The following is a 20,222-nucleotide window of genomic DNA, read 5'->3' on the forward strand; positions in this document are numbered from 1 at the left end:
CGCGCCTCGTTGCGCGGCTCCTCATTGAGTCCTCACACGGTTCGGCGTATCTTGAAAACAAATTCACAACGATCCTCCATGCCTCTCACGGATAGCCGATGAGAGGACAACTCATGAATACAACCGCTGATAGTTTCGAGCGTGAATGGATCGTGTCGCTGATCCAGACCAAGATGATGCCGCCGCGTCTTCCCGCGGGTTGCGTGCAACGGCCGGGATTGCTCCGGCGACTCGATGAACGGCGTCCGGGTCACATTACGCTCGTGACCGCGCCCGCGGGTTTCGGCAAAACGACCTTGCTTGCCGCGTGGAGCGAAGCGCAAACGAGAAAGAAGCGTCCCGTTGCGTGGCTCAGTCTCGATGGAGAAGACGACGATCCGCAGCAACTCGGGGCCTATCTGGTGGCGGCGCTTTGTCGCGCGTCGAAGGAGATCGCGTGGCAGGCACAGCAACTTCTCGATAACGATGCACACACACCGGTCAGAACGGTCATTTCAGTGCTGATCAATGGCATTGCCGCATACGGCCGCGGTGTTTTCCTGGTGCTCGACGACGTCGACCGTCTGAGCGCGAAACCCGTTCTCGCGATCGTGTCGCGCCTGCTGCGCTACGCGCCCGACAACCTGCACGTGCTGCTCGGCGCGCGCGGTGAACCGGCGCTGTCGCTGAGCGGGCTGCGCTCGCCCGACAAACTTTCGCGTGTGAATGTCGACGATCTGCGCTTTTCGCTCGACGATGCTCAGGCGTTTTTCGACCACACCGGTAACGCGCTGCTCAACCGCAACAGCGTCGAGTTGTTGAACAGCGCGACCGAAGGCTGGGTGGCCGGTTTGCAGCTGGCTTCGCTCGGACTGAACCGGATCGATGACGTGGCCGCGCTCGCCAGTCATCTCGCCGGTTCCCGCTTCGGCATCGATCGCTACCTGAACGATACGGTGTTTGCGCATTTGCCGCCGCCCATGCTGACGTTTTTGCTTTACACGTCGATTCTCGAGCGGCTTACGGGGACGCTGTGCGACGATGTCATGGGCGGTGAGGGCGAAAGCGGAGAAAAGCTGGACTGGCTCGAGCGGCATAACGTGTTCATCCGGCCGCTCGATGAGACGCAGAACTGGTATCGCTATCACGCATTGCTGAGCGATGCGCTTCGCCGCCGTCTCATGCGTCAGACGCCACGACAGGTTCCGTTGCTGCATCGCCGGGCCAGCCTGTGGTTCGCGCGGGCTCGCCTGTGGCGCGAAGCCGTGCGACATGCGCTGGCAGCGGGCGACATCGGGCAGGCGGTGCAGTGGGCCGAAAACTGTGCGATGGAGATGCTCCAACGCGGCGACCCGTTCATGCTGCCGGGCTGGATTCGCAAACTGCCGCCGGACGTGATCGCGGGTCGACTGCGCTTGCGTCTGGTGAAAGCCTGGGCTCTCGCGATGTCGCTTGAGACCGCGCGCGCGTCGAAGGAGATCGGCGAGATTGCCGACGAGTTCGAACGAATGGCCCGTGATGATCGGTCGGTAGCCGACGAGGTCGCATGGGCGGAGATCAACGCGATCCACGCGGTGATCGCTTGCGTGAACGACGACAGCGAACATGCGCTGGAACTCGGGCGTGCCGTTGAGGCATCGACGGCGCCTGCGGAACCGTGGGTACGCCATTACGGGCAAAGCGCGGAGATTTTCGGCTTGATGTATAGAGGGCAGTTCGCCTACATCTCCCGCGTATGGAGAGCGCGGGTCGATCAGGTGGGACTCAGCCGGAAACCGAACAGCGCGGATATGTTGCGCGACGCGGTGTACGGCATCGCCGCGCTGATACACGGCGAACTTCCCGATGCGAGGCGGGTGATGGAGGTCGCGATGCGGTACTCCGAAGACAAGCTAGGAGAGTGGTCGGCGGGCGCGGCCGCGGTAGCCGGTTGCCTTGCGTCGATTTACTACGAGTGCAACGAGCTGTCCAAGGCGCGGAAGTTGATCGACGGTCGCATGACCATCGCGCTGGAGACTTCGCCGCTCGCCGCATTGATGCGCTATATGCTTACCGCGTCGCGCCTGCTGTGGCGGGATGGCAAAAAAGGGCCGGCGCTCGCCGTTCTCGAGGACGGTCGACAGCTCGCGATAACCCGTCGATGGTTGCGTCTGAAGCTCGCGTGCGATGCGGAAACCGTCAGACAGCTGCTTGCCGACGGTAGGGTGGTCGAGGCGCGACAGGTCACCGACGAACTGAGCGCGAGCGTACCGATGATGTGCGAAGGGCGACGGGGTTCGGCGATGGAAACGTGGGCAAGCTACTGCGTGCTGCAAGCCCGCGTTCTGCTCGCTGAAAATGCCGCCGGCGGCGCGGTTGGTTTTCTCTCGCGCTCACTCGACAATCTGGTTGCACTGGGCTGGCGCTATGCCGAGGCCGTCGTTTCGCTGCTGCTTTCTCTCGCGCATGAGCAGAACGGTGCTTCGGAACAGGCGTTCGCCGCGCTGGGAAACGCGCTGCGGATCGGCGGCGCGATGGGGATGATCAATAGCTTCGTGGACGAGGGGCCGCCGATGCGTGCGTTACTGGAACGCTTTCGCCGCACGCCATCGGAAATCGCGACCGGGCACGCCACGTATATCGGCACGGTGCTGTCGGCTTTCGACGAGGCGGATAACGCGCCATCTTCTTCGTCGAGCTATGCCAACACGAAGATAACGCCAGGCACACTGAGCGCGCGAGAACTCGAAATACTGGGCTACGTCGCTCGCGGGCTGTCCAACAAGGAAATCGGACGATCATTGAATCTGGCACCCGAGACGGTCAAATGGCACATGAAGAACGTGTTCGAAAAACTGAACGTCAATTCGCGGTACGAGGCCGTGCAGAGTGCCTTCGGCATTCAGCCTGGAGCCGACTGAAGCGCCGTGCCGCGTGATGGCGCCGTCATCCGGTCACCTCACCGCGGCTCTCGTCCAAACGCTTCGCGCAGCTTGCGCTTGGCCCGCTGCAACGTATCGCGCCGCTCCTTCGGCAGGTTTCGGCCCGCTCGATTGATGTAGAAATTGAGCATCGACATCGCCGATTGAAACGGCGTGCCCTTGCGTCGACGGCTCGCCGTCGACGAGTGCTTCAACGATTGCGCGATGGACTCCGCGCTGCCGGTTTTGAAAATATCCTTCTGGATGTCCATCGCGTCGCTCGTTTCCATTACGTGATGCGACCATCTCTTCGCGCCGGATACGCTGCTCGACTTCGCGGTTTTGGCGCGATGTGCGGCATGCGCCTGCGCATGCCGCTGACGCGCTGGCCGTCCCGACTTGCCACGAGACACAGGGCGTTTCGATTTGCTGCTGGTCTTTCGGGTCGCCATTGTGTTGTCTCCTGAAGCGGAATGTCGGACTCGCCACACGTCGAAAATGGTCGATTTGGCGATCAGAGCTTCACGCCACCGGCCTCGGGCGCATCCGACGAACCCGCGGGAATGTCACCGACGCCGAGGTCGTCGCGCCTCGTATAGACGTCGCCCCAGTACGGTTCGCTGCCGTAGTACTGATGCACGGTGGTGGCCCACGTCTGATCCGCCATCGATGGCCAGTGATCCTTATCAAATCCCGGTGCGTTCTTCACGCGCTCGGCCACCATGTTCAGCACGAAGCATTTTTCCTGCGTATCGAGTGTCAGCGCACTCCACGGAATCGCGAGCAGCTTGTCGCCGATGCCGAGAAAACCGCCGCTCGACAGCACCGCATACGCGACGCGGCCCGAACGCACGTCGAGCATGATGTCCTTGATCTTGCCGATGTGCTCGCCGTCGCTGCTGATAACCTTGTTGCCGTCGAGCGTAGCCGCTGCCATAACATTCGGACCTGGGCCTTCCGCGGTCGCGGCGCCTTTACCGACGATGTTCGCACCTTGTGTCTGGGTCTGCATCACCATGATGGGCTCCTTTTTGAAGGGGTGAATGTACCGAGGCATTTAGCAACGGCCGTTCCATCTAGCCATGCGGCGCCGTTACGCCGTGGCGCGCGGCGCATCCGCGCGACGAGGCACCGCGTGCGTAAAGGATGCGAGCGCGTTTGCAATTATTTCGTCAGTGCCGACGCCAGCGCTGATCAGCAAAGCGCGATGCGCGCATGCGACGACTGCATCGCGCGGCATAGGCCTTGCTCGACTCTCAGTGATGGCAGCAGGGAACCGAAGGATCGCATCCGTCCTTTTACTTCAGGGAGAACCCAGATGAGCAAGTATCCGAAGGCATGGCTGTTCGCGGCATGTGTGGTCGCGTCGGGCGCCGTCGCGTCGGGCGCCGCGTTCGCGCAGGCGGGCGGCGGTAACGGCAATAGCGGCACCGGCGGCGGCAACGCGCATGGCGCGGCGACCGCGGCGCCGACGGCGGGCAACGAGCCCGCGTCGAATGTCACGGGCAGCACCATGGGATCGACTTCGTCGATGAAACATCATCACAAGAAGTCGAAGGCAAACAAGCCGATGACCGATACGACGAACACGCCCGGCGCCAATGCCAGCAGCGATACGAAGGGACAGTAACGCTGGATCGATGCGGGCGCGGCCATGCACCTGTGCGTTCATCGTAACGCGCCGGCGGTATCGCGCTCCCCATCGAGGGAGAAAATCGTGACTAAGAAGATTCATTATCAGGCGAACATCTGCGGCGGGGACTTCGCGCATGTTCGCGAGTGCTTCAGCAACTGGAAGGCCGAGACGCTCGTGTATCGTCGGCAACAGCCGATGTTCGAAGGCAAGCAGGAAGTGCGGCCGTTGACGGAGCGTGTGTTCGACAACGGTGAAGTCGCGCATAGCACGCTCGCGCGCGTATGTTCGCCAAACGATGCCTATGCGCTGGCGGCGGAGATACGCGACGGCGAACGCGACGTTTGGCTCGTGATGGCGGCGTTCGAGGAAGACGTTTGAGCCGGGGTCGATTCGGCGCTGAGCCCGTCACTGGGCCGGCGGTTTCGGTTCGGAGGCCATTTCCCGCGCAGCGCGCCGCATGCGCACGCGTGCCGTGGCTCGCAAATGTGCCGCGGCGCTTTTGTCTTTCGCGGCGGTGGCTTTCTTGCGCGCCACGCGCGACTTTTTTAGCAGACTCGTCAACGAACCGTTGATACTGTCGTCGACCGACGACTCCCGCGTCTTGCGTCCTTTGTCACCGGATGCGCGCGCGAGTTTCGCCGCACGCTTTTCCGCCTGCGCGAGCAGCACCGCAAAGGCCACTTCATCTACCTTGAGTCCGCGGCGCGATTGGCCTGGCGCGAGGCTCTGCAACTCGTCGGCCTCGAACGCGCTGATGATCGCTGGGTGGATATAACAGCGCCGGCAGACGGCGGGCGTATTGCGTAGCAGCGTCGCCACTTCTTTCACGATCGCGACGATATGACGACGCGCTTCGGCCGCGCTGCTGCACATCAAGCGGCGCAATGCCGCCAGCGCGTACACGCTGCCGGCCCACGTGCGGTAGTCCTTGGCGGTGAAGTCCGCGCCGCTTACGCGGCGCAGGTAGTCGTTGATATCCGTCGAGCCGACGCTGTGGCGCGTGCCGTCTTCGTCGAGATACTGGAACAGGTCGTGACCGGGCAGCTCCGCGCAACGTCGCACGATGCGCTTGATGTTCGGATTGTCCACTGTCACGTCGTGCTCGATGCCGCTCTTGCCGCGAAACTGGAAGCGCAATTGACCGGCCCTGATCTTCACGTGCTTCTTGCGCAGCGTCGTCAATCCGTACGAGTGGTTATCGCGCGCGTATTCTGCGCTGCCGATGCGGATCAGCGTCGTGTCGAGCAACTGCACGATGGCCGCGACGACCTTGTCGAGCGGCATGCCGGGCAGCTTCAGATCACGCGCCACGCGCGCGCGGATTTTGGGCAATGCGCGGCCGAACTCGGCCATCCGTTCGTACTTGTCGGCGTCGCGCGTTTCGCGCCAGCGGGGGTGATAGCGGTACTGCTTGCGGCCGCGCGCGTCGCGGCCGGTCGCCTGCAGATGACCGCGCGGATCGGGGCAGATCCACACGTTTTCGTACGCGGGTGGAATCGCGAGCGAATTGATGCGTTGAATCTCGTCCTCATCGACGATGCGCTTGCCGTCGACGTCGAAATAGATGAAGCCGTTCCGCTCGCGCTTGCGTGTGTAGCCGGGCCTCGTGTCGTCGGCGTGGCGCAGTCCCGGCGGCATCGGTTGGGGTGCGGTGTTGCCGTTCGCGGTGGTCGGGCTACGTGATGTGGTCGTGGAATGAGTCGCGGTAGCCATTGTTGCAGGTAGAAGTTTCAAACCCGGTTCGAACCGGTTCGCCGAGTAGGTGCGATGTGCGCCGTGTGATTGGCGGGAAGCAAGGGGGATGCCATCGACAAGTGACCCAGCGCGCTGAGGCGGAACGGTCCTTGCGGAAAAGTCGACGTGACCAACCGGAAAGGGAGCTTTCATGAGCAGCACACTCAACCCCGATGAAGAGCCGCAGCAGACCGTCAAGCAAACGTCCGGCACGACGGGCGCGCTGGGTCCCAGCGACTCGTCCGATAGCGGCAGCGACGTGGCGGGCGCGAGGCGTCACGATTTCGACGTCGATACGGAGCTCGACAATCATGCGCTCGAAGCCGGCGACGCCGCACTCGGCAGCGATACCGATCGCTCAGGTACAGGCGAGCGCGCGTCGGCCGATGGCGATTCGACGTTGGAGATGGACCGCGATATCGACACCGACCACGTCGTCGATCCGCAAGTGCCGCCGGGCGCGGAACGCTCCGACGAAGACGAAAACGACGTCTGACCACGGCGCTTTTGCACACGCGGCGGCTCGAGCTGAACGGCGCAACCGCAGCGTCGGTGCATCGCCAACGTAATGTCAGCCCGCTGAACACTGCCTCAACCAGGCACGTGTTTTGCGTAACCACGCTTAGCGAAGGCGCAGACCTATGCACATGCATCACGGGCAAGTGCATGAGCGCGGCGCCGCATGAAGGAGAGCACGCATGACTGATGCACTGAATGGCTACAAGGTAGCGGTACTCGCCGTAGATGGTTTCGAGCAGGCAGAACTCATGGAGCCGAAACGCGCGCTCACCGAGGAGGGCGCGACGGTCCATGTGATCTCGGCGAAGCCGGGCAAGATCCAGGGCTTCAAACACGTCGACAAGGGCGATACCGTCGACGTCGATGCGACCTTCGACAAGGCCAGTCCCGACGACTACGACGCGCTGGTGTTGCCGGGCGGCGTCGTGAACGGCGACGCGCTGCGACTGCTGCCGCAGGCGCAGGCGTTCGTCAAAGCGGTCGACAACGCGAAGAAGCCGATCGCGGTGATCTGTCACGGCACGTGGCTGCCGGTATCGGCGGGGATCGTCAAGGGGCGCACGGTGACGAGCTGGCCTAGCCTGCAGGACGATATTCGCAACGCGGGCGGCACGTGGGTCGATCAGGAAGTGGTCGAGGACGGCAATCTTATTTCGAGCCGCAAACCCGACGACCTTCCCGCGTTCAACAAGGCGCTGATCGCGCAACTGACGAAGCGCAAGGCGGCTTGATCGCGGGCGGCGCGTTGGCTTCGGAGCCTGCGCATCGGTGATTCAACAGGGAGAAAATGCATGAAATTCCGGTATTCCCTACAAGTGTTGACTGCCGCGCTGGCCGTGTTGGGCGTGAGCGCGGCATCGATCGACACGGCCTGCGCGCAGGCGAGCGATGCGCCCGCGAGCGCAGCGCCGACCGGCAGCACGACGCTGTCACCCGCGGATCAGCAGTTCGTGCTCGAAGCGTCGAAGTCGGACGCCACTGAAATCGCCGCTGGCAAGGTCGCGCTGAAGAACTCCAACGATCCGCATGTCAGGAAGTTCGCTCAACAGATGATCGCCGACCACACGAAGCTGTCGCACGCAATGGCCGGGCTGGTCGCTAAGAAGGGCTTCAAGCCGACGCCGTCCGCGGATTCCGCGCTGGTCGGCAAACTGCAGACGTTAAAGGGCACCGAGTTCGATCAGGCCTATGTCGAGCAGGTCGGCGTGGAAGCGCATCAGCGCGCGGTCGACCTGTTCCAGCAGCAAAGCGAGAGCGGCACCGACTCGCAACTGAAGGCCGCGGCCGCGCAAGCGCTGCCAACCATCAAGCATCACCTCGAGATGGCGGAGCAACTGGCCGGCAAATTGAAGGGCTCGTCATGAACGCGATCCTGCCACGGCCTGCTTATGAGGACTCTCTGATGCAGATCACTTTCCCCGATGACGAAGCGGCCTTCGACGGCGCCAATCTGACCGTGCGCTTTCTTGCGCGCGTCGATGGCGAGCCAGTGGTTTGCGCGATCACTGCCGAGGCTCTGGAAGATCATTTCGGCGCGGAGTCCGCGCTTGAAGCGGCGTTGATGGCCGCTTTCGACAGAGGCCGTCAGCGCATCCGCTCGGTCTGCGCGGAAGCGCTCGACCAGAACAACGGAGAAGGCGTAGTGTTGCATAGCGGACTGTTCAGGGTGGAAGGCATGGAACCGGATCGCGGCGCCGCGGCGTAGCGCCGCTGTGTGTCGCATTGACTGGGCGCGCTGCTTCCGACTCGCGCCACCGGCGCCAGGATGGTCCACGAACGGCAATTAACGATAAGGAGGCCGTATGTCACTCATCGTCGCGGCACGCTTCACGACTTTTCCCGCTGCGGAAAGCGCGGCGCAAAAACTGTTCGATGCGGGTTTCGTGGAAGAGGACGTCACGCTGTTTTTCGTCAATCCGCGCGGCCAGCATGCGCGTTTCCCGATCGGCGGCGACACCGATACCGACCCCGGCGCGCGAGAAGCGCCTAAAGGCGCGGGCATGGGCGTGACGATCGGCGCGGTGATTGGCGCGGTGATTGGCGTGGCGATCTTCGCGGTGTTTTCCGCGCCGCTGCTGGTGTCGCTGATCGCGGCCGGCGTCGGCGCGTATGTCGGCTCGCTGGTCGGCGCGATGTCGCGCACCACGGAGCGCGGCAAATCGGACCATCGCGTGCCGTATCACGAGGAGTCGCGCGATTCGGGCGTGCTCGTCGCCGTGCACGTGTCGCCCGACAATCAGCTGGACGCCGCGCGCGTGCTACGTGAAGCGGGCGGCCTGTCGATCGAGAAGGCGACCGGCCGCTGGCAGCAGGGACGCTGGGCCGATTTCGATCCGCTGAAGACTCCTGAGCCGATCAAGGAATTCGCGGAGAAGCGCGCGTGATATGAGCGACGCGGCATACCAACAAAAACGGCCCGATGACGATCATCGGGCCGTTTTCCGTTTTCCGTTTTCCGCGCTGTTTCGACGTCGCGCGACACCCGCGGTTGCCGCGCATCGCGCGGCGGCTGCGCTCGTTCGAGCTGCCTTTCGCTACGCATCGGCTCGCGCGAGGTGCCGGGCACGCGTGATGCTTGCTATCAAATGCAGCCCGCCGCGCGTCGAACCGATTCATCGCGAGGCACATAAAAAGCCCCGCGCGGCGGATTCCGCGATGAACGAAACCCTTGGAGGTATTGAATGGCTACCAACGTTGTTTCCGTATTGAATGAACTGGTCGAAACGTCGAAGGATGGCGAAAAGGGCTTTATGAAGGCAGCCGAGGATGCGCACGACGACCAGCTGAAGATGCTGTTCCGTTCGAGTGCCGAGGACTGCTCGCGCGGCGCGCGTGAGTTGCAGGATGCCGTTCAGACCCTGGGCGGCAAGCCCGAAACCGGCGGCAGCATGAGCGGTGCGCTGCATCGCGGCTGGGTCGACGTGAAATCGGCGGTAGCGAATCGCAGCGACCATGCGATTCTTGCCGAGTGCGAAAAAGGCGAGGACGTCGCGAAGAAACGCTATCACGACGCGCTGGAGAAGGATTTGCCGGCGGACGTGCGGGCAATCGTCGAGCGGCAGTACCAGGGCGTGCTGCAAACGCATGACCGGGTGCGCGATCTGCGCGACCAGTATGCGGCGATGAAGCATTGATCGACGCGCCAGTGCAATAAGGAAGAGCCGGCTCTGCCAGCCGGCTCTGTTACGTTCTGTTCAGTCGAATCGGTGCGAACCCATCGCGCGGATATCAGTCAGCCGCGACCTTCAGATGGTTCTTCACGCTGGTCACGCCCTTCACGCTTTGCACGACATCTTCGGCGGCGGACTTGTCGTCGGCCGAAGGCACCGAACCCGTGAGCCACACGACGCCCTTGCGGGTCTTCACGTGGATATGCGTCGATTTGACGTTCTTCGCGGCAAGCAGATCAGCCTTGACCTTGGTCGTGATGGTGCCATCGTCGATATGCTGGCCGATGCTTTCCGACGACGCTGGCGGGGCCGAAGCGCTGGTCTGGGCGTTCGCGTTCAGCGCGAACGCGACGACGGCGATGCTGCCTGCGGTCTTCAGAAGCTGGATCGTCTTCATGGTTCTCTCCATCAGGTGGTAATGAAAATGGCGGTCTTGTTGGCCGGTGGCCGATCGCGGCCGAAGCCGCTGATGAGACACGTGGGGTCGTCGCCGCTACGGTACCGTCAGGGGCCCGTTTCTCGACACCGGACGCTGTACTCGCATCCGCGCTCGATCGAGGCGTTTGCGAAGGGCGGCGTCCGTCCACACACCGTCGCTCCGCAACCATCGTGCCTGCCGGCTGCGAGCCAATCCATGCCGCTCGCGAAAGCCGCATGCACCGGGGAGTTTCGACTGACGAATAGGGCCGCGGCGCGGCCATGCGCGAGGCCGCCGGAGAGGTGAAGAAAGGGACCGGAAATTGCCTGCCGTTTGTAAAAACCGGCGCGCCCGGTCAGGGCAATTCATCCGCCTGAATAAACAAAGCGCAATCAAAACAGCGTCTTGCGCGAACTGGTACGGACGTTGCGTTGGTCAGTGAACTCGGCTCGTTGAGTCTGAGGCTATTAACGAACGGGATCACTCCAATGCCTTCAATCGAACTTCGTACAAGGCAGTCTCTCGCACTGACGCCTCGTCTTCAGCAGTCGGTGCGGCTCTTGCAGTTGTCGGCGCTCGAGTTCCAGCAGGAATTGCGCACGGCACTCGATACCAATCCGTTCCTCGAATACGACTCATCCGAAGCTGAGGACGTCGCGCTCGCCGGCACGACGCCAGGCGAAGGTGAAGACGCCAACGCGCCGCCCGCCGTCGATACGCTTGCCGCCGCCGAGCCGGACGGACTGCCGGCGGAAAGCGCCGGTAGCGATACGCTCGAAAGCGCGGGCCAGGACGACATGCCCGCCGATTTTTCCGGCGACTACGGTTCGCGCAACTCGATGCGCCAGAACGGCGATGCGGACGGCAGCGACCCGGCCGATTGGGCTCGCTCGCAACCCACGCTGCGCGAACAGTTGCATGACGCGTTGCGCCTGTACCGGCTAGACGACCGCGATCGCGCGGTGGCCCGTTTCATCATCGAGGCGCTCGACGACGACGGCTATCTGCGGCAGTCGCTGGCCGACCTGGCCGATAGCGTCGATCTGGAACCCACGCTGACCGAGGAAGAACTGCTGGTGGCGTTGCGCCTCGTGCAGGCGCTCGATCGTCCGGGGCTCGGCGCGCGTTCGCTATCGGAATGCCTCGCGCTGCAGATCAATGCGCTACCCGCCAATACGCCGGGACGTGACGTCGCGCGGCAGATCGCCGAGCATCATCTGGAAAGGCTCGCGCGCCGCGAGCAGGCCGAGTTGCAAAAACAGATCGGCTGCAGCGCGGAGGAATTGCGTGTGGCTTGCGCGTTGGTGCGCAAGCTCGATCCGAAGCCCGGCAATTGCTACGGCCGCACTGAGGACAACTATGTCGTGCCCGACGTGATCGTGCGTCAGGTGCGCAACAAGTGGGTCGTGTCGATCAATCCGGCGGTGCAGCCGCGGGCGCGAATCCATCGCATGTATGCGCAGCTGTTCGCGCAGTCGGCCGGCGCGAGCCGTTCGCCGCTCGCGCAGCAGCTGCAGGAGGCGCGCTGGCTGATCCGCAACGCGCAACAGCGCTTCGATACGATCCAGCGGGTTGCCGAATGCATCGTCGCGCATCAGAAGGCATTCTTCCTGTACGGCGAGATCGCGCTGAAGCCGATGGTGCTGCGTGACGTGGCTGACGAGCTGGGCCTGCACGAATCCACGATCTCGCGCGCGACGGGCAACAAATATATGGCGACGCCGCGCGGCATCTTCGAGTTCAAGCATTTCTTCCCGCGCGAGCTCGGCACCGAAAGCGGCGGAACCTGCTCGGCCGCCGCGGTGCGCGCGCTGCTCAAGGAGATGATCGCCGCGGAAAATACGCGCGATCCACTGTCGGACGTGACGCTCGCGAAGATGCTCGCGGATCAGGGCGTGCTCGTCGCGCGACGCACGGTGGCGAAATACCGGCATCTGATGAAGGTGCCGCCGGCTGAACTGCGCCGGCAGCTTTGACGCGCCGAAGTTTTAACGGGGGTTTGAAATAAAACCTGGCGGGGGTTTGAAGCAAAGCAGTCATTCAAACAGCAGTACATTGCGCACAGGGTCATGCGAGGTTATCCGCTCGCATGACCCTTTTTCGTATCTGGACGTTTCGCCGGCGTGCCTTTACATTGGCGGGTCAATTGGAAAGAGATCGGCGGAACGGGCCGCACAACAACGGGTGAGCGCAATGAAGTATTCGAATCTGGTCGAGCGACTGCAAGGGCGGCGTACGTCGGCGTGGGAAATTCATCGGGTCGCGCAGCAGGCGGCTGCCAGGGGCGAAGACGTGATCGTGCTGAGCGTTGGCGATCCCGAGTTCTCGACGCCCGCGCCGATCGTCGAGCGCGCCATCGATGCGTTGCGGGCCGGCGATACGCACTATACGGCGATGGCCGGTCGCGAGCCGCTGCGCGCCGCGATCGCCGCCGAGCACGCGCGCACGACGGGATGCGACGTGAGCGCCGCCAACGTGGTGCTGACCGCCGGCGCGCAAAACGGCGTGTTCGCGGTGTCGCTGTGCCTGCTCGAAGCGGGCGACGAAGTGATCGTTCCCGAGCCGATGTACCTGACCTACGAGGCCTGCGTGCGCGCGGCGGGTGCGACGCTCGTCGCGGTGCCGGTCGATCCGGCGCGCGCGTTTCACGTCGACTGCGACGCGCTCGAAGCGGCGATCACGCCGCGCACGAAGGCGATTTTCTTCGCGACGCCGTGCAACCCGACCGGTGTGGTGATGCAGCGCGCCGATCTCGAGCGCATCGCGCGGCTCGCGTGCGAGCACGACCTGTGGGTGCTGTCCGACGAGGTGTACGCGGAACTCACGTTCGAACGCGATCACGTGAGCATTGCGTCGCTGTCCGGCATGGCGGAGCGCACGGTCACGCTCGGCAGTCTGTCGAAGTCGCATGCGATGGCGGGGTGGCGTGTCGGCTGGACAATCGGGCCCGCGACGCTGATCGAGCACATGGCGCGGCTCGCGCTCGCGATGCTGTACGGCCTGCCGGGTTTCATCCAGCAGGCCGCGTTGACGGCTCTGGAGAACAGGGCGGAGATCGTCGCCGATATTCGCGAGATCTACCGGCGGCGGCGCGACGTCGTGTTCGAGCGTTTGCATCGTGTGCCGGGCTTGCGGTGCCTGTTGCCCGAAGCGGGCATGTTCATGATGGTCGACGTCAGCGGGACCGGGCTCGATACGACCGAGTTCACATGGCAGCTGTTTCGCGCACAAGGCGTGGCCGTGCTCGACGCGAGTGCGTTCGGGGAGACGGCGAACGGCTTCGTGAGGTTGGGGCTGGTGGTGGGCGAGGATCGATTGATCGAGGCGTGCGAGAGGATCGCGCGGTTCGTGGAAGGGGGGCGGGGCTAAGAGGGCGGTGGGTTGTAGATTGCGACGATCCGGTCGGTGGGCATCATGGCCAGCCGAAGGTGGCTGGGCAGTGCGTTCGGCGCGGCTTACTTTTTCCTGCGCACGAATTTCAAGCCGAAGCGCACCAGCCGAGGCATCGTTTCGGGCCGCAACAGCCGAGGGTCATACCCAACAAATCGCCGCTCATTCTCCTGAAGACACAGTTGCATCAATTCGGGCACGCTGATATCGACATCCGTTACCGACTGCGCGCCGTTTACCGTGAAGTTGTTATCGTGCTCATGGACGTTGCCGTCAGCATCCATCGCACGTGCAAGCCCAATGCGCTCCCACACCAGAAACGCCCACACGCCCGCCACCTTGAGCTCGAAGCGGATGCGCTGCCACCATGAAAGCTGCGCGCGATGCCAGGCGACCCAGTTCGCGAACAGCAGAATATGGCGGCACTCTTCCTGCATCACCGGCTCGAATGTCTCGGTCAGTGCCGGCGGGAACAGGCCCGAGCGCCGCGCCACCTCGAACAGGCCGAACGCGAAGAAGCTGTCGATACATTCGCTATAGCCGGTCACGAGGTAGGCCCGTTCCGTGTCTTTCGGATAGACGTACGACGGCTCGTTCGCGAGCGCGATGCCATACGCATGCACCATGCGCGACAGCACTTCCTTATGGCGGTTCTCTTCCCACGCGTTCAGCGCAAGTGCGTCGCGCAGCTCCGGGCTGTCAAGCGAGGCCGCGTAGGCGGCCATGCGCAGCCGCGCCCTGCCTTCGGTTTGCACGGCGATGTCCCAGATCGGCAGATCGACGATGCGCTTGAGCGTCGCGGCTTCGAGCTGCGGCCATGCGAGCACGGACGGGCGATACGGATTGAAGGTCTCGCGAAACATGCGGCACATTTCCTGCCGGTGCACGTCGGAGCCGGGCGCCAGCGGGCCGCTGACGGTGCTAGTCCAGTGCCGCATCGCGTGGTCGGCGGCGTCGAGGGTCGAGGGGTCGGGCTGCTCGTGCGGCAGTTGCGGCGCGCGAAAGCCGGGGATCAGCGCGGCAGCGTCGAATGCATCCAGTACCAGTTGGTCCATTGGGTATTCTCGACAAGGCGACGAAGGCGCTGTCGATTCTGCCATGACTGCGCAGGTCTGCGCCACGTCGAGGAAAAAGCGCTTTGTAATGTTGGGCGTGCGGTGACGCCGACGGTTGACGCCGCGCAAACTTGCGTCAAGAATCGAGCGCCGGGTGTGCTCCCGAACCCGGCTAGCCCGATTCCAGCGCGTTTCGACTCGTCGCGGAAAACTTCATGATCCATCGCTTCTCTTCTTCATTGCGCCGCTTGCGGACAGCCGGATTACCGGCCGCCGCGCTGACGGTGACGCTTTCTGTCGCTGGTGTGGTGCCGTTCGGCGAACGGTGCATGGCAGCCGAACAGGCCGATGCGTCGAGCACTTCGGAAAGCACGGCAACGGGGGGAAGCACGGACGCCGCCGCATTCGCGCCGATCGCACCACGCCAGGGGCCGCAGGCGAACGCGTCGCCGGTCGGCGAATCGAGCGAGCCGCACGCGATGACGGCGCGCCCGAACGGCGAGCCGCGCAGGCGGACGGCTGCGCGTGGCGACACGCAGGCTGCATCGAATGCACCGGACTCGGCCGACGCGACGGCAACGCCTCGCAACGACAGGGCCTCGACGCCCGCGATTCCCGTGCCGCCCGAAACCACCAGCGTCACCACGCATTCGCTTCGCCTGAACGGCCGCAAGCTCGACTACACGGCGAGCGCGGGCAATCTGTTGCTGCACGACAAGACCGGCGCGCCGAACGCGAGCGTGTTCTATGTCGCGTACACGGTGCCGAGCAGGACGCCTGCGACGCGTCCGATCACCTTTCTGTTCAACGGCGGCCCAGGCGCCGGCAGCGTATTCCTGATGATGGGCTCGGTCGGCCCGAAACGCGTGCGCACCGCGAGCCCCGCGAGCACGCCGCCCGCGCCGTACACGCTCGACGACAACCCCGATAGCCTGCTCGACACCAGCGACCTCGTGTTCATCGACGCGGTCGGCGCGGGCCTGTCGAGACCGGTCGGGCATGGCACGGGCAAGGACTTCTGGGGCGTCGATCAGGACGTCCGTGCGTTTGCGCAATTCATCGACCGTTATCTGACGGTGAATCAGCGCTGGAATTCGCCGAAGTACCTGCTCGGCGAATCGTATGGCACCGCGCGCGCCGCGATGCTCGCTTATCAGTTGGGGCAGAACAATATCGCGCTGAACGGCGTGATCCTGCTGTCGTCGGTGCTCAATTCCGCGGCGTTCGCGCCCGGCAACGATTTCAGGAGCGAGAGTTATCTGCCGAGTTTCGCGGCGATCGCGTGGTATCACGACAAGGTCACACCGAAGCCCGCGAGCCTGCCGGCCTTTCTCGACGAAGCACGCGCGTTCGCCCGCGGACCCTATGCGCAGGCGCTCGAACAGGGCGATGCGCTGCCCGACGATCAGCGCGACGCGATCGCCGCGCGCATCGCGTACTTCACCGGATTGGACGTAGGGTTCGTGAAGCGTAACCGTCTGCGTCTTTATCCGTCGCGTTTTCGAAACGAGTTGCTGCGCAACGAGTCGCGCAGCGTGGGCCGCTACGATGCGCGTTTCGAAGGCCTGAACTACGACGATGCATCGGAGGATCCGGACTTCGATGCGTCGGTGAGCAGCGTGTCGAATGCGTTCAATGCGGCGCTTCATCAGCATCTGTCGGACGACCTGCACTACACGCCAACCGACCGTTACCTGGTGTTCAGCGACGACGCGTTGAAGCAATGGGACTGGAAACATCGCGAATGGTGGGGCGAACGGCTGGAGCTGCCCTACGCGGGCGGCGATCTGGCTGAAGCGATGCGGCAGAATCCGCAGTTGCGGGTGTTATCGCTGAACGGCTACTTCGATCTCGCCACGCCGTTCTATGCGACCGAATATGCGCTCGCGCATCTCGGCCTCGATCGGTCGCTGCGCGAGAACGTGCGCATCGCCTACTATCCGACCGGCCATATGGTGTATCTCGACGATGCCGCGCTGCACGCGATGAAGCGTGACCTCGTGAGCTTTTATACGGGGCAGCCGCGTTGAGATCGGCGAATCGTCGCATGGTGTCGAACGGTATAATTCCCGCACCCGTGGAGTAGCCGCGCGCTCTGTCAACCGGCTTCATCGTTCGCCGCTTATGCCATTCACCCCGATTCCGTCCTTCGCGCGCAAGCGCATTTCCGACGTGGTGTCCGACCAGATCAAGCAACTGATCTCGGAGGGCACGCTGATGCCCGGCGACCGTCTGCCGGCCGAGCGCGATCTCGCGGCGCAGCTCGGCGTGTCGCGACCATCGCTGCGCGAGGCGCTGATCCGGCTGGAGGCGGACGGTTACATCGAAACGTCGGGGCGCGGCGGTTTCACGGTGGTCGACGTGACCGCGCCCATCATCTCGAAGCCGCTTGCCGAACTGTTGCTGCAGAATCCGCGCACCAGTGCCGACATTCTGGAGTTGCGCCAGGGGCTCGAAGCGATTTCGTCGGTCTATGCCGCGCAGCGCGCAACCGCCACCGATCTGAAGAAAATCCGCGCGGCGTTCGAGGCGTTAAAGGCCGCGTCGCTCTCGCGCGATCGCGCGAATCTCGCCGAACTCGATGCCGCGTTTCATCTCGCGATCGCCGACCACGCCGGTCAACAGACATCGTCCCCGCCGCTTTTCCTGAAGAGCCTATGAAAGTCGCGCTGTTTATCCCGTGCTTTATCGACGCGTTCTATCCCGAGGTCGGTATCGCGACGCTCGAACTGCTCGAACGTTTCGGCATCGAGGTCGACTATCCGCAGCAGCAGACCTGCTGCGGCCAGCCGATGGCCAATAGCGGCGCGCATGCGGACGCCGCCGCCACGGAGCGACTATTCGCGCGCAACTTCGCGGGTTACGACTACATCGTCGGGCCGTCCGCGAGTTGCATTCATCACGTGCGCGAACATCTGACCGCGCTCGAGCAGACCGACGAAGTGAAGAAAGTACGCGCAGGCGCTTACGAACTGGTGGAGTTTCTGCACGACGTGATCGGCGCGCGCGAATTTCCGTGGGCCGAGTTTCCGCACCGCGTCGGTCTACACACCAGTTGCAGCGCGCTGCGTCATCTGAAGCAGGCGTCGGCGTCGGAAATCGCCGGCACGCCGTTTTCGAAGCCGCGCGCGTTGCTCGAAGGCGTGAAGGGCATCGAGTTCGTCAAGCCGGCGAGGCCCGACGAATGTTGCGGTTTTGGCGGCACGTTCTCGGTCACCGAAGAGGCGGTGTCGGTGCGCATGGGGCAGGACAAGGTGCGCGACCATCTGGATGCGGGCGCCGAGTACATCGTTTCGGGCGACATGTCGTGCCTGATGCACCAGCAGGGTTGCGCGGAACGCATGAAAGCCGACGCGCGCTTCATTCATATCGCGCAGGTTCTCAATGGAGCACGCGCATGAGCGGCGACCATCACCGCATCGATCACGCCAAAGCCGCGGGTTCTTTCATCAGCAAGACCGAGCATGTCGCGTTTCACGACAAGCGTCTGTGGGACCTGCGCGAGAAGCGCGACGCGCAGGCGCACGGCATTGCCGAATGGGAAACCGTTGCGCTCGCTGGCGTCGGGCATCAAGGAACACACGCTGTCGCATCTGGCCGACTACCTGGAGCAGTTCGCGGCGGCGGCCGAGGCCAATGGCGTGGTCGTGCATTGGGCAGCGAGCGCGGAAGAGCACAACGCGATCGTCCACAAGCTGATGTCCGAGCGCGGCATGACGACGCTCGTGAAGAGCAAGTCGATGCTGACCGACGAATGCCGGATGCGCGAGTATCTCGAACCGCGCGGCATTACCGTGATGGAAACGGACCTCGGCGAGCGCATCCAGCAGCTCGATCATCAGGACCCGAGTCATATGGTCGTGCCGGCCGTGCACAAGCTGCGCGCGGACGTGGCCGAGCTGTTCGGCCGGACCATCGGCACCGATCCGACCAATAGCGATATCCACTATCTGGCCGAGAGTCAGCGCATGAATACGCGGCCGTATTTCGTGCGCCAGAAAACGGCTGGCATGACCGGCTGCAATTTCGCGGTGGCGGAAACGGGCACGGTCGTCGTCTGCACGAACGAAGGCAATGCCGATCTTTCGGCGAACGTGCCGCCGCTGCATATCGCATCGATCGGAATCGAGAAGCTGATACCGAAGGTGTCGGATCTCGGCGTGTTCGTGCGCATGCTGTCGCGCAGCGCATTGGGTTCGCCGATCACGCAGTACACGTCGCATTTTCGTGCGCCGCGGCCAGGCACCGAGATGCATTTCATCCTCGTCGATCATGGCCGCTCCGAACGGCTCGCGATGGAGGACTTCTGGTACTCGCTCAAATGCATACGCTGCGGCGCGTGCATGAATACGTGTCCGGTCTATCGACGCAGCGGCGGCCTGTCGTATGGCGGCACCTATTCGGGGCCGATCGGCGCGATCATCAATCCGACGTTCGATCTGAAACGCTATAGCGCGTTGCCGTTCGCATCGACACTCAATGGCAGTTGCACGAATGTGTGTCCCGTGAAGATCAACATTCACGAGCAGATCTATAAGTGGCGCGCGGTGATCGCGGAGCAGCACGAAGTGCCGTTCGTGAAGCAGGAGGTCCTGAAGATGGCGGGGCGTCTGCTATCGAGTCCGACCTTGTATCGCGCGACGGTGTCGTCGATGGGCAGCGCGTTGCGGCGGCTGCCGAATTTCGTGCTGTACAACCCGCTGAATATCTGGGGCCGGCAGCGCGAATTGCCGGAGGCGCCGAAGATGACTTTTCATGCCTGGTACAAAAAGAATCGCGGAGGCGGCGATGACAACGCGTGAGGCTTTTCTCGCCAAGGTGCGCGCCGCCCAACCGGCCGCGCGGCCGCGTCCCGACGTGCCGCTGTTCGAGGCGGTTGGCGGCGATCTGCGGGCGCGTTTCACGGCGGCGTTGCAAACAATGGGCGGCACGTGCGTCGAAGCGGCCAGCGCGAGCGACGTCAGCGATCTGATCCGCGAGCGTTTTGGCGCGGCGGCATCGATCGCATCGGCGAGCGCCGAAGTGCCGGGCACGCGCGTGATCGGCGCGGATACGGACCCCGCATCGCTGCAGGACGTCGACGTCGGTTTGGTCCGTGCGCGCTTTGGCGTCGCCGAAACCGGCTCGGTGTGGTTCAGCGAGCGCGAATATGTGGTCAATGCATTGGGCTACATCGTCCAGCATCTGGTCGTGCTGCTCGATCCGGCGCACTTGCTGGATGGACTGCAAGACGTCTATCGTCGCGACGATTTCCGCAGGGCGCGCTACGCGGCGCTCGTTACCGGCCCTTCGGCCACCGCCGATATCGAGGGCGTACTGATTCGCGGCGCGCAGGGCGTGCGCTCGCTGACGGTCGTGTGGCTCGCGGGCTGATGCGCGGCGGTTGCAGCGCCGGACTTTGCTATCATCACTGTATAAACA

General features: G+C 63.6%; 20 protein-coding genes and 1 pseudogene. 16 read left to right on the plus strand and 5 right to left on the minus strand.

What is annotated here, in order from left to right:
- Positions 1–113 precede the first annotated feature (113 nt).
- A complete protein-coding gene (locus tag OKW37_RS29690) occupies positions 114–2,879 on the plus strand; it encodes a LuxR C-terminal-related transcriptional regulator (RefSeq protein ID WP_429403033.1) in 2,766 nt (921 codons plus the stop codon).
- A gap of 38 nt (positions 2,880–2,917) precedes the next feature.
- On the opposite strand, the gene OKW37_RS29695 is transcribed toward OKW37_RS29690, so the two are convergent.
- Positions 2,918–3,331: a DUF3175 domain-containing protein gene (locus OKW37_RS29695; RefSeq protein WP_429403034.1), complete on the minus strand. Its 414-nt coding sequence runs from the start codon at positions 3,329–3,331 to the stop codon at positions 2,918–2,920.
- A gap of 62 nt (positions 3,332–3,393) precedes the next feature.
- On the minus strand, positions 3,394–3,897 hold the full coding sequence (locus OKW37_RS29700; RefSeq protein WP_429403035.1) for a PRC-barrel domain-containing protein: 504 nt from the start codon (positions 3,895–3,897) through the stop codon (positions 3,394–3,396).
- Positions 3,898–4,197: 300 nt separating this feature from the next.
- Here OKW37_RS29700 and OKW37_RS29705 point away from each other — a divergent pair, with 300 nt between their 5' ends.
- The gene (locus OKW37_RS29705) at positions 4,198–4,509 is read left to right on the plus strand and encodes a hypothetical protein (RefSeq protein WP_187616656.1); all 312 of its coding nucleotides are present in this window, start codon (positions 4,198–4,200) and stop codon (positions 4,507–4,509) included.
- 87 nt (positions 4,510–4,596) lie between these two features.
- Positions 4,597–4,893: a hypothetical protein gene (locus tag OKW37_RS29710; protein ID WP_429403036.1), complete on the plus strand. Its 297-nt coding sequence runs from the start codon at positions 4,597–4,599 to the stop codon at positions 4,891–4,893.
- A 27-nt stretch (positions 4,894–4,920) separates the two neighbouring features.
- Here the strand turns inward: OKW37_RS29710 and OKW37_RS29715 are convergent, their stop codons facing one another.
- Positions 4,921–6,228, minus strand: coding sequence for a DNA topoisomerase IB (locus OKW37_RS29715; RefSeq protein ID WP_429403037.1), 1,308 nt, complete (start codon positions 6,226–6,228; stop codon positions 4,921–4,923).
- Between the two features lie 172 nt (positions 6,229–6,400).
- Between OKW37_RS29715 and OKW37_RS29720 the strand changes: the two genes are divergently transcribed.
- The 6 genes from OKW37_RS29720 to OKW37_RS29745 all read left to right on the plus strand — a co-directional run bounded on the left by OKW37_RS29720 (position 6,401) and on the right by OKW37_RS29745 (position 9,902).
- Positions 6,401–6,745, plus strand: coding sequence for a chemotaxis protein (locus tag OKW37_RS29720; RefSeq protein ID WP_429403038.1), 345 nt, complete (start codon positions 6,401–6,403; stop codon positions 6,743–6,745).
- A 202-nt stretch (positions 6,746–6,947) separates the two neighbouring features.
- Complete coding sequence (locus OKW37_RS29725) at positions 6,948–7,499, plus strand: type 1 glutamine amidotransferase domain-containing protein (RefSeq protein ID WP_429403039.1); 552 nt, start codon at positions 6,948–6,950, stop codon at positions 7,497–7,499.
- A 60-nt stretch (positions 7,500–7,559) separates the two neighbouring features.
- Positions 7,560–8,132: a DUF4142 domain-containing protein gene (locus OKW37_RS29730; RefSeq protein WP_429333800.1), complete on the plus strand. Its 573-nt coding sequence runs from the start codon at positions 7,560–7,562 to the stop codon at positions 8,130–8,132.
- Positions 8,129–8,473, plus strand: coding sequence for a DUF1488 domain-containing protein (locus OKW37_RS29735; protein ID WP_090809747.1), 345 nt, complete (start codon positions 8,129–8,131; stop codon positions 8,471–8,473). Before OKW37_RS29730 ends, OKW37_RS29735 begins: the two co-directional genes overlap by 4 nt.
- 97 nt (positions 8,474–8,570) lie before the next feature.
- On the plus strand, positions 8,571–9,152 hold the full coding sequence (locus OKW37_RS29740) for a hypothetical protein (protein ID WP_184059954.1): 582 nt from the start codon (positions 8,571–8,573) through the stop codon (positions 9,150–9,152).
- A gap of 297 nt (positions 9,153–9,449) precedes the next feature.
- Complete coding sequence (locus OKW37_RS29745; protein WP_090809752.1) at positions 9,450–9,902, plus strand: PA2169 family four-helix-bundle protein; 453 nt, start codon at positions 9,450–9,452, stop codon at positions 9,900–9,902.
- Between the two features lie 94 nt (positions 9,903–9,996).
- Here the strand turns inward: OKW37_RS29745 and OKW37_RS29750 are convergent, their stop codons facing one another.
- Complete coding sequence (locus OKW37_RS29750; protein ID WP_184059957.1) at positions 9,997–10,335, minus strand: BON domain-containing protein; 339 nt, start codon at positions 10,333–10,335, stop codon at positions 9,997–9,999.
- A 509-nt stretch (positions 10,336–10,844) separates the two neighbouring features.
- On the opposite strand from OKW37_RS29750, the gene OKW37_RS29755 reads away from it, so the two are divergent.
- Together OKW37_RS29755 and OKW37_RS29760 are read left to right on the plus strand one after the other, a co-directional pair.
- Entirely contained in the window at positions 10,845–12,332 is a 1,488-nt protein-coding gene (locus tag OKW37_RS29755; RefSeq protein WP_187613571.1) for an RNA polymerase factor sigma-54, read from the plus strand.
- Positions 12,333–12,549: 217 nt separating this feature from the next.
- On the plus strand, positions 12,550–13,725 hold the full coding sequence (locus OKW37_RS29760; protein ID WP_429403040.1) for a pyridoxal phosphate-dependent aminotransferase: 1,176 nt from the start codon (positions 12,550–12,552) through the stop codon (positions 13,723–13,725).
- A gap of 86 nt (positions 13,726–13,811) precedes the next feature.
- On the opposite strand, the gene OKW37_RS29765 is transcribed toward OKW37_RS29760, so the two are convergent.
- Complete coding sequence (locus OKW37_RS29765; protein WP_429403041.1) at positions 13,812–14,801, minus strand: ferritin-like domain-containing protein; 990 nt, start codon at positions 14,799–14,801, stop codon at positions 13,812–13,814.
- Between the two features lie 215 nt (positions 14,802–15,016).
- Here OKW37_RS29765 and OKW37_RS29770 point away from each other — a divergent pair, with 215 nt between their 5' ends.
- From OKW37_RS29770 to OKW37_RS29790, 5 genes and pseudogenes are all read left to right on the plus strand, one after another.
- On the plus strand, positions 15,017–16,831 hold the full coding sequence (locus tag OKW37_RS29770; protein ID WP_429403042.1) for a S10 family peptidase: 1,815 nt from the start codon (positions 15,017–15,019) through the stop codon (positions 16,829–16,831).
- A 94-nt stretch (positions 16,832–16,925) separates the two neighbouring features.
- Entirely contained in the window at positions 16,926–17,462 is a 537-nt protein-coding gene (locus tag OKW37_RS29775; RefSeq protein WP_429403043.1) for a FadR/GntR family transcriptional regulator, read from the plus strand.
- On the plus strand, positions 17,459–18,202 hold the full coding sequence (locus OKW37_RS29780; protein WP_018425278.1) for a (Fe-S)-binding protein: 744 nt from the start codon (positions 17,459–17,461) through the stop codon (positions 18,200–18,202). The genes OKW37_RS29775 and OKW37_RS29780 overlap by 4 nt, the downstream gene beginning before the upstream one ends.
- Positions 18,199–19,603: pseudogene (locus tag OKW37_RS29785) on the plus strand (lactate utilization protein B). Before OKW37_RS29780 ends, OKW37_RS29785 begins: the two are co-directional and overlap by 4 nt.
- Positions 19,590–20,174, plus strand: coding sequence for a LutC/YkgG family protein (locus OKW37_RS29790; RefSeq protein WP_429403045.1), 585 nt, complete (start codon positions 19,590–19,592; stop codon positions 20,172–20,174). Before OKW37_RS29785 ends, OKW37_RS29790 begins: the two are co-directional and overlap by 14 nt.
- The last annotated feature ends 48 nt before the right edge of the window (positions 20,175–20,222 follow it).

It is taken from the genome of Paraburkholderia sp. MM5482-R2 (genome assembly GCF_050436125.1).
GTDB lineage: Bacteria > Pseudomonadota > Gammaproteobacteria > Burkholderiales > Burkholderiaceae > Paraburkholderia > Paraburkholderia tuberum.